Annotated in this window: 12 protein-coding genes and 2 pseudogenes; 7 read left to right on the forward strand and 7 right to left on the reverse strand. The window is 35.7% G+C overall.

What is annotated here, in order from left to right; genetic code table 11:
* A complete protein-coding gene (gene pipX, locus CWATDRAFT_RS05265) occupies nt 1-270 on the reverse strand; it encodes a transcriptional coactivator PipX (protein ID WP_007304029.1) in 270 nt (89 codons plus the stop codon).
* Between the two features lie 113 nt (nt 271-383).
* Here pipX and cofG point away from each other — a divergent pair, with 113 nt between their 5' ends.
* From cofG to CWATDRAFT_RS05290, 5 genes and pseudogenes are all read left to right on the forward strand, one after another.
* Nucleotides 384-1,358 carry a 7,8-didemethyl-8-hydroxy-5-deazariboflavin synthase subunit CofG gene (gene cofG, locus CWATDRAFT_RS05270; RefSeq protein ID WP_007304030.1) on the forward strand — a complete coding sequence of 325 codons (975 nt, stop codon included), beginning with the start codon at nt 384-386 and terminating at the stop codon, nt 1,356-1,358.
* Nucleotides 1,359-1,414: 56 nt separating this feature from the next.
* Nucleotides 1,415-1,810, forward strand: a complete 396-nt coding sequence (locus CWATDRAFT_RS05275) for a DoxX family protein (protein WP_007304031.1) — start codon at nt 1,415-1,417, stop codon at nt 1,808-1,810.
* Between the two features lie 98 nt (nt 1,811-1,908).
* A pseudogene (locus CWATDRAFT_RS05280) lies at nt 1,909-3,014 on the forward strand (alkene reductase).
* Nucleotides 3,015-3,493: 479 nt separating this feature from the next.
* Nucleotides 3,494-4,033 carry a GIY-YIG nuclease family protein gene (locus tag CWATDRAFT_RS05285; RefSeq protein WP_007304034.1) on the forward strand — a complete coding sequence of 180 codons (540 nt, stop codon included), beginning with the start codon at nt 3,494-3,496 and terminating at the stop codon, nt 4,031-4,033.
* Between the two features lie 76 nt (nt 4,034-4,109).
* The gene (locus CWATDRAFT_RS05290; RefSeq protein WP_007304035.1) at nt 4,110-4,616 is read left to right on the forward strand and encodes a Tic20 family protein; all 507 of its coding nucleotides are present in this window, start codon (nt 4,110-4,112) and stop codon (nt 4,614-4,616) included.
* Here the strand turns inward: CWATDRAFT_RS05290 and CWATDRAFT_RS05295 are convergent.
* Nucleotides 4,576-5,403 carry a fumarylacetoacetate hydrolase family protein gene (locus CWATDRAFT_RS05295; protein ID WP_007304036.1) on the reverse strand — a complete coding sequence of 276 codons (828 nt, stop codon included), beginning with the start codon at nt 5,401-5,403 and terminating at the stop codon, nt 4,576-4,578. The genes CWATDRAFT_RS05290 and CWATDRAFT_RS05295 overlap by 41 nt on opposite strands.
* 209 nt (nt 5,404-5,612) lie before the next feature.
* On the opposite strand from CWATDRAFT_RS05295, the gene rpsF reads away from it, so the two are divergent.
* Nucleotides 5,613-5,948 (forward strand): 30S ribosomal protein S6, encoded by a 336-nt coding sequence (gene rpsF, locus CWATDRAFT_RS05300; protein WP_007304037.1) that lies wholly within the window; start codon nt 5,613-5,615, stop codon nt 5,946-5,948.
* 64 nt (nt 5,949-6,012) lie between these two features.
* On the opposite strand, the gene CWATDRAFT_RS05305 is transcribed toward rpsF, so the two are convergent.
* The 3 genes and pseudogenes from CWATDRAFT_RS05305 to CWATDRAFT_RS35525 all read right to left on the reverse strand — a co-directional run.
* A complete protein-coding gene (locus CWATDRAFT_RS05305) occupies nt 6,013-6,396 on the reverse strand; it encodes a four helix bundle protein (RefSeq protein ID WP_007304038.1) in 384 nt (127 codons plus the stop codon).
* Between the two features lie 70 nt (nt 6,397-6,466).
* Nucleotides 6,467-7,492: a dual-specificity RNA methyltransferase RlmN gene (gene rlmN / locus CWATDRAFT_RS05310; RefSeq protein ID WP_007304039.1), complete on the reverse strand. Its 1,026-nt coding sequence runs from the start codon at nt 7,490-7,492 to the stop codon at nt 6,467-6,469.
* Between the two features lie 1,381 nt (nt 7,493-8,873).
* Nucleotides 8,874-10,284 (reverse strand): annotated as a pseudogene (locus CWATDRAFT_RS35525) (IS1380-like element ISCwa5 family transposase); the annotation flags it as partial.
* Between the two features lie 68 nt (nt 10,285-10,352).
* On the opposite strand from CWATDRAFT_RS35525, the gene CWATDRAFT_RS05335 reads away from it, so the two are divergent.
* Complete coding sequence (locus CWATDRAFT_RS05335; protein WP_007304043.1) at nt 10,353-11,849, forward strand: IS66-like element ISCwa4 family transposase; 1,497 nt, start codon at nt 10,353-10,355, stop codon at nt 11,847-11,849.
* 232 nt (nt 11,850-12,081) lie between these two features.
* Here CWATDRAFT_RS05335 and CWATDRAFT_RS05340 read toward each other — a convergent pair whose 3' ends face one another.
* Both CWATDRAFT_RS05340 and CWATDRAFT_RS31565 read right to left on the reverse strand, forming a co-directional pair.
* Nucleotides 12,082-14,130 (reverse strand): N-6 DNA methylase, encoded by a 2,049-nt coding sequence (locus tag CWATDRAFT_RS05340; RefSeq protein ID WP_007304044.1) that lies wholly within the window; start codon nt 14,128-14,130, stop codon nt 12,082-12,084.
* The gene (locus CWATDRAFT_RS31565; RefSeq protein WP_157134041.1) at nt 14,093-14,353 is read right to left on the reverse strand and encodes a hypothetical protein; all 261 of its coding nucleotides are present in this window, start codon (nt 14,351-14,353) and stop codon (nt 14,093-14,095) included. Before CWATDRAFT_RS31565 ends, CWATDRAFT_RS05340 begins: the two co-directional genes overlap by 38 nt.
* Nucleotides 14,354-14,484 lie beyond the last annotated feature (131 nt).

The following is a 14,484-nucleotide window of genomic DNA, read 5'->3' on the forward strand; positions in this document are numbered from 1 at the left end:
TTAAGCAAAGGTTTGTTTATACATAGCTTGAAATTCTTTGTACTCTTCTATGAGTCCTAGACGGTGAAGATTACGCAGACGTTTTTCTACTAATAATCTAGCATCTGAACGACTAATCGGTTCAAGAACCGTATTATCCGGTATCATCTTCACTAGAAAAAATAACCGTTGAGCGTATAATGTAGTAAACAACTCTTGATTGTCATCAAGGAGACAGACACGATAAAGAAGTCCGAAAATAGGGTGATTAAAATAGGTTTCGCTACTCATTCTTGATAGTTTAAAAGTTACTATAATAATAACTCTCTAAACGCCGTAAGTCTAGGTATATTATACTAGAGTATTGAGAAAAATTGCTATCATTTTTAGTATCAGACGAAAAGATGACAAAAAAAATTACCTATAGTCCAGCTTATACCCTAGTTCCCACCTATGAATGCTTTAACCGTTGTACCTATTGTAATTTTCGGGTTGATCCTCATCAAGATAGTTGGTTAACTTTGGAAAAAAGTCGAACTATTTTACAAAAATTACAATATAAATCTGTTTGTGAAATTTTAATTTTAAGCGGCGAAGTTCATCCCCAGTCTTCTAGAAGAAAAGCTTGGTTTCAACACATTTATGATCTCTGTCAATTAGCTTTATCGATGGGTTTTCTGCCCCATACTAATGTAGGTATTTTAAGCTTTGCGGAAATGGAAACTCTAAAAACTGTTAATGCGTCTATGGGGTTAATGGTAGAACAAATTACCCCAAAACTACTAGAAACAGTTCATGGTCATTCCCCTAGCAAATTACCTTCATTAAGGTTACAACAATTAGAATGGGCTGGTCAACTAAAAATTCCTTTTACCACAGGTATTCTCTTAGGAATAGGGGAAAAAGAAGAAGATTCCTGGCACACATTAGAAGCGATCGCAGAACTTGAGCAAAAATGGCATCATATCCAAGAAGTTATTTTACAACCTCATCAGCTAGGAAGCAAGCAAAAATTAGAAGTATCTACTTTTCCTATTGACAAGTTACCCAAAATGGTTGCCAAAGCTAGAGAAATTTTGCCTAATTCCATTACGATACAAATTCCTCCTAATTTAATAACAGATCCCAGATGTTTATTAGACTGTTTAGAAGCAGGAGCTAGAGATTTAGGGGGTATCAGTCCCAAAGATGAGGTAAACCCAGATTATTCCCATTTATCTCATCAAGGACTAGTGGATTTATTAGCCTCTAAAGGATGGGAATTAGTACCCCGTCTTCCTGTCTATCCTCATTATTATAATTGGTTGTCATCCTCCCTACAAAAAGCCCTAAGTACCTGGAACAATTCTTCTCATTTTCAGCCTTTGTTGTCAATTTAATTAGTAGTTGTTAGAATTTTAGTAAAATAGAAAATATAGGAATAGGTAATTTATCAATGCTAAATCAAGCCACTTTCCAAAGTTATGTTTCTCTTTTAGCTAGGTTTTTCTTGTCCGCAATTTTTATTAAATCTGGTGTTAGTAAGCTATTATCTCCAGGGCAAACTCAAGCGTATATGGCCTCCAAGGGATTACCTTTAACTGAAGTCTTGCTATGGGCAACTATTTTAGTTTTAATTTTAGGAGGTGTCTCTGTTTTATTGGGATATAAATCGAAAATTGGTGCTTGTTTATTAATTGGCTTTTTAATCCCTGCTACCTTAATTTTTCATGGAACTTTTCCAGAGGAAGAAATCGCTTTTTTTAAGAACTTAGGATTAATGGGGGGACTGTTAATGATCCTTGCTTTTGGTTCAGGAAAATTTAGTTTAGAAAACTACCTAAAATCCTAATTAATTCATAGTTTAGGGATAATTTATGAGTTATCCCTAAATAGCACTTTTAAAGTATAATTTATAGCAGAAACAATTAAGTTATTTAAACTATAAATATGAGCAAATCACCCACATTATTGAGTCCTTGTCAAGTCGGTAATATTACTCTAAAAAATCGGGTTGTTATGGCACCTTTAACCCGTTCTAGGGCTGGAGAGGAAAGAATGCCCAATGACCTCATGAAACAATATTATAGCCAAAGAAAATCAGCCGGATTAATTATTAGTGAAGCAACCGTTATTTCTCCACAAGGTTGTGGTTGGTTAAATAGTCCTGGCATTTATTCAGATGCACAAATGAAAGCTTGGCAACCTATAACCCAAGCACTTCATGAAACAGAAACCCCGATTTTTTTACAACTTTGGCACTGTGGAAGAGCATCTCATAGTAGCTTTCAAGAAAATAATCAATTGCCTGTTTCAGCCTCTGCTGTTAAACCCAATGGTGACTATATCCATACTCCCATTGGTAAACAATCTTACAAAACCCCTCGGGCCTTAGAAACCGAAGAAATACCCCCTATTGTTGAAGATTATCGTTTAGCTGCTGAAAGGGCGAAAGATGCTGGTTTTGACGGTGTTGAAATTCATGCAGCTAATGGTTATTTGATAGACCAGTTTTTACAATCAAAAACTAACCAGAGAACCGATAAATATGGCGGAAGCATTGAAAATCGTTATCGCTTTTTAAAAGAAATTATCGAGGCAGTTCTAACAGTATTTTCTGCTGGACAAATAGGAGTGAGACTTTCTCCTAACGGTGTTTTTAATGATATGGGTTGTCCTGAATATCGAGAATTATTTATCTATGTTGCCCAACAATTGAATAGCTATAACTTAGCTTATCTTCACCTTTTAGATGGCTTAGGATTTGGATTTCATGAATTAGGCGTCCAATGACTTTGGCAGAGTTTAGAACGGTATTTGATGGTGTTTTAATGGGAAATTGTGGTTATACTCAAGAGAGTGCAGAAGAAACAATTAAAACAGGAAATGCTGATCTAATTGCCTTCGGTCGCCCCTTTATTAGTAACCCTGACTTAGTAGAAAGATTTAGTAATGACTGGCCTTTAAATCCCCCTGCTGATATGAATATTTGGTATTCTTTTGAGCCAGAGGGTTATGTTGATTTTCCTACTTATGAAGAAAGTAAAAAAAGTTAATTGATTTTTTAAAATGTAGGGTGGGCAAATGACTAAATTTATTCAAACCTATGATTAAATTTTAAATAATTGCCCACCTTCAAAAAAATATTCTTAGAAATATGAGATATAAGCTAATTACTTTGTTTTTAATAGAACCTTTCTTTTTATTGCAATAATGAGCTATAGTAAGCAGGTTTTAGTTGTAAGAAAATAAGCTTTCTGGGTTTAACCCCTACAAAGACTATAAATATTAAGTCTCATTACAAAAACATCTTTCAACCTTGCAGAAGGTTGGGGGTATTCAGGTATCATAACTAATGATTAACTAATATTTTGTGTCCTGGGAGCATCCCAAAGTTGCTTTCTTGTCCTTTACTGATAATAGTTGATCTGATGAATTTCTCCCCGTCTCCCCGTAAAACTCCAAGAATTAAGTTTTCTGCAAAAATGGGATGCTCCCCGTGTCCTTAACTTCCTTATTGTATTGAGAATTAATTATGATTACTGAAACTCAACTACCTAGTTTAAACGCCTTAGATTATTTACCCTACTTAGATGAAAATGGAGTGATTACTGAAGACTTACAAAAAAAGATTGGTGTTTATGCAATTTTCAATGAAAATAAAAAATTAAAATTTATTGGCTATTCCCGTGATATTTATGCCAGTTTAAAACAACATTTAGTGCGTCAAACTCAGCAATGTCATTGGCTAAAAGTTGAAATTATTACCCGTCCTAGTCGAACCATTTTAGAAGAAATAAAAACTAACTGGACTGAAGAAAATGGAGATTTATCCATTGATAATCAAGAGAACCAGAACCTATGGACGCAAGCTATTGACGCTAAAGTTTGTATGACAGAAGAAGATAAAGAAACTTACAAAAATAGCGATGAATTAGGAAAAATTAAACTATTAAAAACAGTTTCTAGAAGAGTTCAAGCTGATATCGAAGAAACTTTAAAGCAACGAGGAAATAAGATGAAAATTCGCTTTAATCCCAAACTCAAAGAACAAGGATTATTAGATTTGAAATAGAGTTCATAACTGATCACCGAATAAATGTTGTACATTGAAAGGTGAAGTCAGTTTGATAATCAAGGAGTAACCCCGAATGACGTGGCGTGGTTCAGTTAGTATTCCAGATCGTATTTTTGGCACTTTAGTTTATTGCTTTGCCGTTTATGACACCCTATTTTTTGGGACTTTCCTATTACAACAGTTTCCAGCCTTTAATTTTTTGGTGCTTCCTGCGGTACCGGTTGGGATAACCTATGGTTTAGTGAGTGCCATACTCGGACCATTAGGACGTTTTGGCAGTTTTCTGGTATTTATTCTTTTATTTGCCGCCGTGGTGCGTAATGATAAGATTAGCCACTTTATCCGTTATAACGCCATGCAATCGATTCTCATCGGCATTTTATTGGCTTTAGGGGGAATTATTATGCAGTATGTTTTAGTACCGGCCCTGGGAGGTGGTATTCTCATTGAAACTCTATTCAATGTACTATTCTTAGGTGGCTTGGCAGCATCTTACTTTTCCATGATCCAATCAGCTTTAGGCAACTATGCAGAAATTCCTACGATTTCTGAGGCTGCTTATTCTCAGGTTCGCTGGTAGTCATGTTAGCGGTTGGCTCACTCATAACAGGGTTTTCGATGCTACCAATGCCCTCAATTTCTACCCGAATGCGATCGCCGATACTCACAGGGCCAACCCCTTCGGGGGTTCCCGTCAAAATAACATCCCCTGGAAACAAAGTCAGAATTTGAGAGATATAAGAAACGATGACTTGAGGAGAAAATATCATATCCTGAACCAAAGCAGACTGCCGTGGTTCTTCTTCATTGTTAACAAAAGTTTGAATACTAGCAGCCGCACTTAATTCGCGGATCACCCAGGGGCCTAGAGGACAAAAGGTATCAAACCCCTTAGCCCGCACCCATTGATTATCCTTCCGTTGAAAATCACGGGCTGTCACATCATTAGCAATGGTATAGCCCCAAATTTTGCTTTGAGCTTCTTTCTCAGAACAATTTTTAGTCACTTCACCAATCACCAAAGCTAACTCTCCTTCATAGTCTACCTGTTGAGACTGGGAGGGATAATAGATAGGTTGCTCTTCCCCAATCAGGGTCGAAGGAGGTTTAAGAAAGAGTAAAGGTTCTGTTGGGACGGTGTTACCCAGTTCCTCTGCATGAGCTTTATAATTTCTGCCCACTGCAATAATTTTGGAAGGAAAACAAGGGGCTACAAATTGATAACTATCCGCCTTGAGGACGACACCACTGGGTTGCCCTCCATCCCAAGGGGCAGCATCAAACACCGCCACACTGCGATTGAGATTAAGTGAGCCATAATGGATGTTTCCTTGAGTTGTTTTTACTCTAACGTAGCGTTGCGGCATAAAATTCAGCACTCATTGAGGTTACAAGCAGACTAAGCAGCCTTTGAATATCTTAGCCATTAGTCATAATGTCGTAGTATGATCTTAAAGTAATCTGTCTCAAAAAGGAGACATTTTTTCAATTGATTAGTTTCGATTAATCCTTGCTTCTTGATCTTCAGACTCTGAGTTGATCACTAAGCCAACTTGTCCATAAGGAGTTTAAACCCATGAGCCAAAGTTACGAAATGATTTTTATCTTGCGTCCTGATCTCTCAGAAGACCAAGTTAACCAAGCTTTGAACAGCTATAAAGAATTCTTGACCACAAATAACGCTACCAACCTAGAAGTGAAAATTTGGGGTAAACGCCGTTTGGCCTATCCCATTCAAAAAAAGGTAGATGGTATTTATGTTCAGTTTAATTATGAAGCAGACGGAACCCAGATCGCACCCTTAGAACGGATGATGCGCTTAGGGGAAGAAGTTATGCGCTATCTCACCATTCGACTGGATACCGTTGCCCCCTCCTCAGAAGCGGAAGAGAAAGAAGGAGCAGAAGCATAACCCGTTGCTTCTGAAGCTTAAGGGGTGACTGGGTGACTGGGTGACTGGGTGACTGGGTGAGAAGTCATAGCAACCAGTCATCAGGTTCGTTAATCATTTTGACTAGGCTTCCTATGATTTGGTTATAGCTTTTGTAGAGATCACGAGCAGTATCTACCGGTAAATATTGACATTTCACAGCAAACTTTAACCACACCTGGACTTCTGCCGCCTCAGCTTCACAGTCGCTTAGTTTAGCTACAAAAGCTGCTTTGTATCGGCGTTTTCTCCAAGCCTCGGCTAAGTTGGCACAAACAGAACGAGAAGAACGGCGAATTTGATCGCTAAGGGCATATCTTTCCTCAACAGGAAACATTTTTGATAGCTCAAAAATATCCATAGCTGCATCAAATGCGATTTGATAGACATTCAAATCTTCGTGAGTTTTTAGCTTTTTGTTCTTTTCCATAACCAATTATAAACCGCTCCCAGTCTCCCCATCTCCCCATCTCCCCGTCTCCCAGTCCCCCACTCTCTCCCTAAACTCCAGACATGGCCCTCAACTGTCCACAAGCTGCATTAGCTTCGAGTCCTCTGGAATAACGGACACTGACGGCAATGTTTTTCTCTTCTAAAATAGTTTTAAAGATGTTAATACTTTCTGCATTAGAACGTTGATAATCAACTTCTTCTATGGGGTTATAAGGAATTAAATTAACATGGCTTTGAAACCCTTTTAAACATTTGGCTAACTCTATCGCTTGTTCCGGTAAATCATTAACACCACCCAATAAAATATATTCAAAACTAACTCTTCTACCTGTTATTTCTACATATTTTCGACAGTCAGCTAAGAGTTTGGGAAGGGGATAAAATTTAGCACTGGGGATTAATTGTTCTCGTAACTTTTGGTTAGCAGCATGAAGACTAACCGCGAAGGTTACTTGTAGTTGATGATGGGCTAATTCTAAGATTTTTTTAGGAATTCCTACCGTGGAAATAGTTAGCGATCGCTGTCCTATTCCTACGTCTTGATTTAATATTTTAACAGCTTTGACAACTTCTTTTGTATTTAATAATGGTTCTCCCATCCCCATAAATACAACATGACTAACTCTTTCTTGAAAGTCCTCTTGTACAGTTAATATTTGATCCACAATTTCTGCACTGCTTAAATTACGATCATATTCTCCTTTTCCCGTAGCACAAAAATCACAATTCATGGGACATCCTACTTGAGAAGAAACACAAACGGTTAAGCGTTTTGCGGTGGGAATGCCAACAGTTTCAATGATTAATCCATCGGCTAAACTTAACAGGTATTTTCTAGTTTTATCCGGGGCAATGGTACAATGATTAATGTTAGAACGCCCGATAGGATAATCTTTAAAGTCTTCTCGGAATGCTTTAGGAAAGACAGAAATTTCTGTGAGCGATCGCACCCCTTTTTGATATAACCATTGATGGAGTTGTTTGCCTCGATAACCAGGTTGTCCCTGTTGTTTTATCCAGGTAGTTAATTCATCTACGGATTTTCCTAATAAAGTTTCTTGTGTTAATGGCATTGAGATTAAGTAATAAAAGTAACTAATTTAATTATAAACCCTTTTAGTTTTGTAGGGTGGGCAAAGTTTATATATTATAAGTAATTAAGATAAATTTATGATTTGCCCACCATCCTAAGTAATAAAAGTAATTAACTCAATTATAAACCCTTTGATTTTTGTAGGGTGGGCAAAGTTTATATATTATAAGTAATTAAGATAAATTTATGATTTGCCCACCATCCTAAGTAATAAAAGTAACTAATTTAATTATAAACCCTTTTAGTTTTGTAGGGTGGGCAAAGTTTATATATTATAAGTAATTAAGATAAATTTCTGAATTGCCCACCATCCTAAGTAATAAAAGTAACTAACTCAATTATAAACCCTTTGATTTTTGTAGGGTGGGCAAAGTTTATATATTATAAGTAATTAAGATAAATTTCTGAATTGCCCACCATCCTAAGTAATAAAAGTAACTAACTCAATTATAAACCCTTTGATTTTTGTAGGGTGGGCAAAGTTTATATATTATGAGTAGTTAAGATAAATTTCTGAATTGCCCACCATCCTAAGTAATAAAAGTAACTAACTCAATTATAAACCCTTTGATTTTTGTAGGGTGGGCAAAGTTTATATATTATGAGTAGTTAAGATAAATTTCTGAATTACCCACCATCCTAAGTAATAAAAGTAATTAACTCAATTATAAACTCTTCGATTTTTGTAGGGTGGGCAAAGTTTATATATTATAAGTAGTTAAGATAAATTTCTGAATTGCCCACCATCCTAAGTAATAAAAGTAATTAACTCAATTATAAACCCTTTGATTTTTGTAGGGTGGGCAAAGTTTATATATTATGAGTAGTTAAGATAAATTTCTGAATTGCCCACCATCCTAAGTAATAAAAGTAATTAACTCAATTATAAACCCTTTGATTTTTGTAGGGTGGGCAAAGTTTTCTAAGATATAGTAAGTTTAAATATAGCGTTTCTCGGACTCATGATGTACACTTAATTTCTAACTCCGAACTCCGAACTCCTAAAACTCTCTATTTTGCCCACCGTACAAGTTGATGATCAATTGGCTTAAAAAACTCTGGAATTTGCTGAAAAGTCTCTTTAATGGTTCTTCTGAAGCAATAGAAACCGATAATCCCGGATTTCTCACAAATTAATTTGAAAGCCCAATCCAGAGATGAAAAATGATAATTTTTAGGACTAATAGAAATTTTGAATATAGATGAATAAAAAAATTGACTTTGATTATCCAAAAATTGAGTTTAAGAGGGAATAATTATATTAACTTTTGATTTTCTCCACGATAAATAAGACTAAATGAAAGTATCAGTCAGTCAACAACTTATGATAGATATCTTTTTTAAAAAACGACTTATTCTACTTATCCAGTATTAGGAATAGTTTTAATTCTTTTGTTAGCAATAGACAAAATATCTTGATAAGGACAAGCACTAGCTATAGCGATAATAATTCTTCTACAACTAATCTTTATTCTGGCTCCCAACTTAAGAAGATTTAGACGTATTCTTCCCACAGTTGCTTTAGCCAATGAAGTTTTTTTTTAAACAGTGTTGACGAAAAGCATTTATGAGAACATAAGCCCAGGAATGTATCCATAATCTTAGTTGATTACTTTGAAATGTTTGAGTTGAAGTTCTATCAGCTAACAAGTCTAATTGTTGTTCTTTAATCCGATTTTCCATCTCGCCTCTCGGACAGTATTTTTTTGTATAAAGTTTTGAGGGTGGAATTTTTGAAGCGGGCAAAGATGTCACCACATGGCGCATTTTTAAGCCATCACTTCCATAACAAACTTTTGTCACTACTCTTCTTTGACAACTCCATGACTTTTCTGTTTTATAACGAATAGAGCGATACCAAGTAGAAATTGGTACTAATTTTTTAACTTCTTCTAAATCTTCTTTTTTCTGAAATAAACTATCCATTAATTCAGTTATTGGAGCTAGTTTTTTTTCATATTCATGTTTGGCTTTTTCAATTACATCATCCGCTCGTAACTTAAGAACGCCATTTGTTCCCATAGCTATAACATAATCAACTAAAGGCTGATTTTCACAAAAATAGAAGATTTCTTCACGGGCATAGGCACTATCACCCCTAACTAGGATATGAGTCTCTGACCATTTTTCTCTAATTAGTCCGATAATTCTTTATAATTCGTCTAAGGCTCCATCGGCTGGATCTACATTAGATGAACGAAGTTTAGCAACTAATAAATGATGCCCACAGAAAATATATAAAGGAGCATAACATACTCCGTGATAATAACTATTAAAAAATGCCCCTTCTTGATTACCATGTACTTGGTCATCCGTGACATCCATATCTAATATAATACTTAAGGGAGGTTTTTTATAAGACTCTAAAAAAAATTCGACAAAAGATTTTTCAATGGCTTCAAAGTTGGGTTCTATTTTATGATAACGACTCGTTTTTTGGTCGAGAATAGTCTCAGGACAATATTCCAATCTATTAATTGTACTTTTTCCAGCTAACTATCCCTTTTTATCTTCAAGTTCATTAAGCTTTTCTAAAGCGATCTTAAGGGCAGGATCGTGACGTAATTTATCATGGTCATTGACATCTTCATAGCCTAAAATAATTCCATAAACCCTTTGTGCTAATAACTCATGAACGGAATGATCTACATAAGATTGATGACGATGATCTTGAAAACAGTTACCAAACTTCTCGGTAATTCCCAGTTTTTTATCCAACTCAGCTATCCAGACAATCCCCGCATCTGAAGTGATTAGTCCCCCATCAAAATGTAATTGCTCACCGCAATAAAGAATCTGTCTTGACAACATAAAGGTAAAATCGGGGATTTTTATGTATAGTGGGGGTTATGACCACAAATGCTACCATTGATTCAAAGCTAGTTAGAGCTATCGCCGATGAACAGTTGGCGAACAATGTCTTCATGATTGAGTGGCTAGTCAAGGCACAACAACAGTTATCTCTTCAACAAAGACTGATTGACCAGCAACAACAACAAATCTCTACACAACAGCAAGAAATTGAAAAATTGAAAGAAGAGAGAGATAAGCTAAAAAACCGTAACTCAAAAAACAGTTCAGTCCCCCCATCATCAGACCCACTAAAAAAGCCTTCTGACAAAAAGAAACGCAAAAAAGGATTTAAACGCGGACCAAAATATGACCACCCAGGGAAGACCCGTAATGGTTTTGGTCAGCCCGATAAGATAGTCCCTTTAGAACTAGAAAACTGTCCTGTTTGTGGGGGTTCAGTGGAACGAGATGAAGTAGTTCCCGAAAAAGTCCAGCAAGTGGCTGAAGTAGTAGACCAACCCATAGAAATCAGGGAATATCGTCGCGGATTCTATAAATTTCCTAGTTGTGGATGGTCAGATTACAGTCCTGTTCCATTGGGAGTTAAAGAAGGATTCGGTTATGGGGCGCGATTAAGTAGCATCGTGGGCTGGCTTGGCTATGGGGGTAATCTTACATGGCGTAAACAGGAACATTTTATAGAGTATGTCTTTGGCATTCCCATTTCTCAAGGGAGCCTTGCCAAAATGCACAAATGGTTTCAAGAAAGTTTAGAACCCTTGACCCAACAGTGGTTAAAGTACATCCAGCAGCCAGGAATCCGATGTGTTGACGAAACCAGTTATTGCATCGATGGCATCAAGTATTGGGTTTGGGTAGCCACATCAAATGAGGTCTGTGTGTTGATGTTGGCTCCCACTAGAAGCTCCGCAGAAGTCGAGAAATTGTTAGGAGCAGATTTTAAGGGCATCCTCACCAGTGAGTGCTATAGTGCCTACTTTAGACAAAGTGCGATAGCCAAACAGAAATGTCTGGCACATTTAGAACGAGAGTTAGAGTCCCTTAAAACCAGTCGTTTTCAAGCGAATCGAGAATTTGCTGCCGATGTACAGCAAGTTTTAGCAACCGCCCGTATCCATTATCGTCATTATCATGCTCGAAATTTAACCCTTGAAGACTTAGGCTCCAAAAGAACAGAAGTCGAGAACTCACTGCAAAAGATTTTTAAAGCAACTCCCAAAAAAGGATGGCCTTATGATGCACAAAGATTGATTAACCGTCTCAAACGTCATTGGGAAGAGTGGTTCACCTTTCTAACTTATCCTGAAGTCAAACCAGATAATAATGATGCTGAGAGAGCTTTACGTCCCATTGTCATTCACCGCAAAGTAAGTGGGGGGGCAAGAAGCGACTGGGGTGCAGAGTTAGTCACCCAAATGTTCAGTTTTTTAGAGACCATGAGATTACAGGGGCAAAATGCCATTGTCCAATTATGCGAATTATTTTCATTAGCTGGTCGGAGTCCCCCAGGATTAGAGATGTAAAAGGCTCCGGAGCCGATGGGGGATAGATTTTTCTTGATCGCCCTATCTCTCTGCACAAAAATACACAGGATTAGCGGATAATCTCCGCTAACAAAAAACTATCTTACTATTCTTTTTTTTCTCATATTGTTGTTTTTAAAAGACTTGATTCTGGGAATGTTAGTCATTAAAATAGCCGTAATAAATTAGCTTAAATTTTACGCTAAATCACAGGGCTTATATTTTTGTTGACTCAACTGATGTTGTTTGTAGTGCTTTTCAATAAGACTTTTTTGTTGCGGTGAGCAGTTACTGCAAAAGATACTTTCCAATCTCTTGTATCTTTCCCTAATTTGTATTTTTCTCTAGCATTTTCTTCTGATAAAGACACAAAATCGTTAATTATTTTTTCTACCTCTTCAGCAGTCCATTGAATAGTTAAATAATCTCTAGCTGTTACAATACCTACAGAATTAATCGGCATTATATCAGTAATTTTCCAACCTTGATTATATTCTTCTAATAAATCAGTATCTTGGGGAATAAATAAATAAAAAGGAGATGAAGGTTCTATTTTTTCCCATTCTACAGTATCCAGACTTAACTGTTGTAATAACTCATATTTGCTTTCACGACTTCCCCATAAATCACTATGATAAACCGTTGCTAAATCAGTATTATTTTCTTCCTTAATAAAAATACCAATACTCACACCTTGTTGAATATCAAAGACATTTTTATCAGCACTTCCATCAGGAGAAACCTCTTTTTTCTTGGAATTACCATGTAAATCTAAAATATAAATTTTAGTAAAAGTTTGTAGCAAGTTTTGACGCATTCCCCTAAAAGTTGGATTATCTAAATAACCATGATTTGTGACAAATGCTAAAATACCTTGACTATTTTTATCAATTTTCCACTGTCCAAAACGAATAAATTTAACATAATCATCCTGTAACCATTTTGTATTTTTTTCCTTTAAGTCAACACCATCAATTTTATAATAATCTCTAACTAGACTTTCTATCCAATTATTTTTGTTTTCTGAATGTCCAGAATAAGGAGGGTTTCCTAAGACAACATAAATAGGAATTTCTGTCTTAACTGCTGCTGCTTTATTTGCTTCTTCTGAGATATATTTACCGAACAAAACCTCCGACTTTTTCACCCCTTCTTCTAACGCATTGGTTAAATAAATATTCAATCTTTCCTTATCTTGAAACCGATAACCTAAGTTTTCTAATAATAATGCTAACTTTAGATGAGCAATAGTATAGGGAGTCATTAACAACTCAAAACCATATAATCTCTCTAATACTTTTTTGTCTCTTAATAACTCATTCCATCGGTTAACACCATACTTTTCAAAGTTACGTCTAATTTGTTTAATCACCTCATATAAAAAAGTTCCTGTACCCGTTGCAGGATCTAAAATGGTTACTTTGCGACTCCCTAAACCGTCATCTAAATCAAACTCTTTATCTAATAAATCATTAACTGCTTGCACAATAAAAGATACCACAGGTTCAGGAGTATAATAAACCCCTCGACTCTTCCTTAAAGATGCTTCATAAGCACCCAAAAACGTCTCATAGAAATGCACAACAGGATCTTCTTGTCTGGTTTCTCTGCCAAAGTTTTCTAAGATACTACTCATGTCAACTTTAGCTAAAAACTCGACTAATTTATCAATTGCCCAATCAATTTTACTGATAATATCTGTTTCAATAACTGTCCTAAATAAACCTTGTAAAAAAGGAATTTTATCACTAATATGAATACTCGCTGTTTTGCGAATAAACATCCCTTGACCTGGGTTTTGTGCATGACCAACCCTGGCAGTAAATAACCCATAAGCAATAGTTTGAGCATACATATCAGCAAAGTTATTATTATCTAAATCAGGTAACAATAAATCCTGAAATAATAACTTAAGTTTTGTCAATTCTTCTTGTTCATCTTCAAATTTTAACGCTTCTGTAATACCATATCTAATTGCTTTTGTAGAAGCAGCCATTTGCGATGCTAAATCATAGTAATTATTGATAACTTTTTCTTTAAAATTGAGAAAAGATAAGATTAATTCTTCTGTTTTAGCAGCATCATCAACAGGAGTTATCTGTCCTTTTTTAACTGTTGCTAATGTTGTTTTTAACTGTAATTTTCCATCAAGATACCAACGAAACTCTAAATAATTAGTTAAAATTAAATTTTCCCCAATGGATGATCCAAAATAACGTTGTAACTGTTCTGTTTCCTCAATTTTATCGAGATTTTCCCCTATTTTTTTTAGCTTCAACATAACCCACTAAATTATCATTTTTTCTCACTGTAAAATCTGGGATTCCTGCTTGATTTCCTTTTTCTTCTATGGTAGTAATAATCTCTAACATTCCACTATCAACTAAATTTTTTAAAGCAGGATAATGGGTTCTTTCACTACCTCTGGTGAGATTATTTTGTAATTCTTGTAAATAGTGAGTAAAATTCATGCAACCATCAATAATTAGTGATAATTGTAGCACAAGCTTCTAGCTTGTAACAGACAGGCTTGCACGGAGGTTGGTGAATCAGTTCAAACAGTACCATATTTAGAATACAATTTAAGATCACAAATCATTATAAAATTATTGTTACAAAAAAGCCTTATCCCTAC

The organism is Crocosphaera watsonii WH 8501, assembly GCF_000167195.1.
Classification (GTDB): domain Bacteria; phylum Cyanobacteriota; class Cyanobacteriia; order Cyanobacteriales; family Microcystaceae; genus Crocosphaera; species Crocosphaera watsonii.

What these genes read in the sequence shown, in the direction of transcription:
- pipX (WP_007304029.1), bottom strand. Translation starts at nt 270, where the DNA reads ATGAGTAGCGAAACCTATTTTAATCACCCTATTTTCGGACTTCTTTAT.
- rlmN (WP_007304039.1), bottom strand. Translation starts at nt 7,492, where the DNA reads ATGCCATTAACACAAGAAACTTTATTAGGAAAATCCGTAGATGAATTA.
- rpsF (WP_007304037.1), top strand. Translation starts at nt 5,613, where the DNA reads ATGAGCCAAAGTTACGAAATGATTTTTATCTTGCGTCCTGATCTCTCA.
- CWATDRAFT_RS05340 (WP_007304044.1), bottom strand. Translation starts at nt 14,130, where the DNA reads ATGTTGAAGCTAAAAAAAATAGGGGAAAATCTCGATAAAATTGAGGAA.
- CWATDRAFT_RS05295 (WP_007304036.1), bottom strand. Translation starts at nt 5,403, where the DNA reads ATGCCGCAACGCTACGTTAGAGTAAAAACAACTCAAGGAAACATCCAT.
- CWATDRAFT_RS05290 (WP_007304035.1), top strand. Translation starts at nt 4,110, where the DNA reads ATGACGTGGCGTGGTTCAGTTAGTATTCCAGATCGTATTTTTGGCACT.
- CWATDRAFT_RS05305 (WP_007304038.1), bottom strand. Translation starts at nt 6,396, where the DNA reads ATGGAAAAGAACAAAAAGCTAAAAACTCACGAAGATTTGAATGTCTAT.
- CWATDRAFT_RS05275 (WP_007304031.1), top strand. Translation starts at nt 1,415, where the DNA reads ATGCTAAATCAAGCCACTTTCCAAAGTTATGTTTCTCTTTTAGCTAGG.
- CWATDRAFT_RS05285 (WP_007304034.1), top strand. Translation starts at nt 3,494, where the DNA reads ATGATTACTGAAACTCAACTACCTAGTTTAAACGCCTTAGATTATTTA.
- cofG (WP_007304030.1), top strand. Translation starts at nt 384, where the DNA reads ATGACAAAAAAAATTACCTATAGTCCAGCTTATACCCTAGTTCCCACC.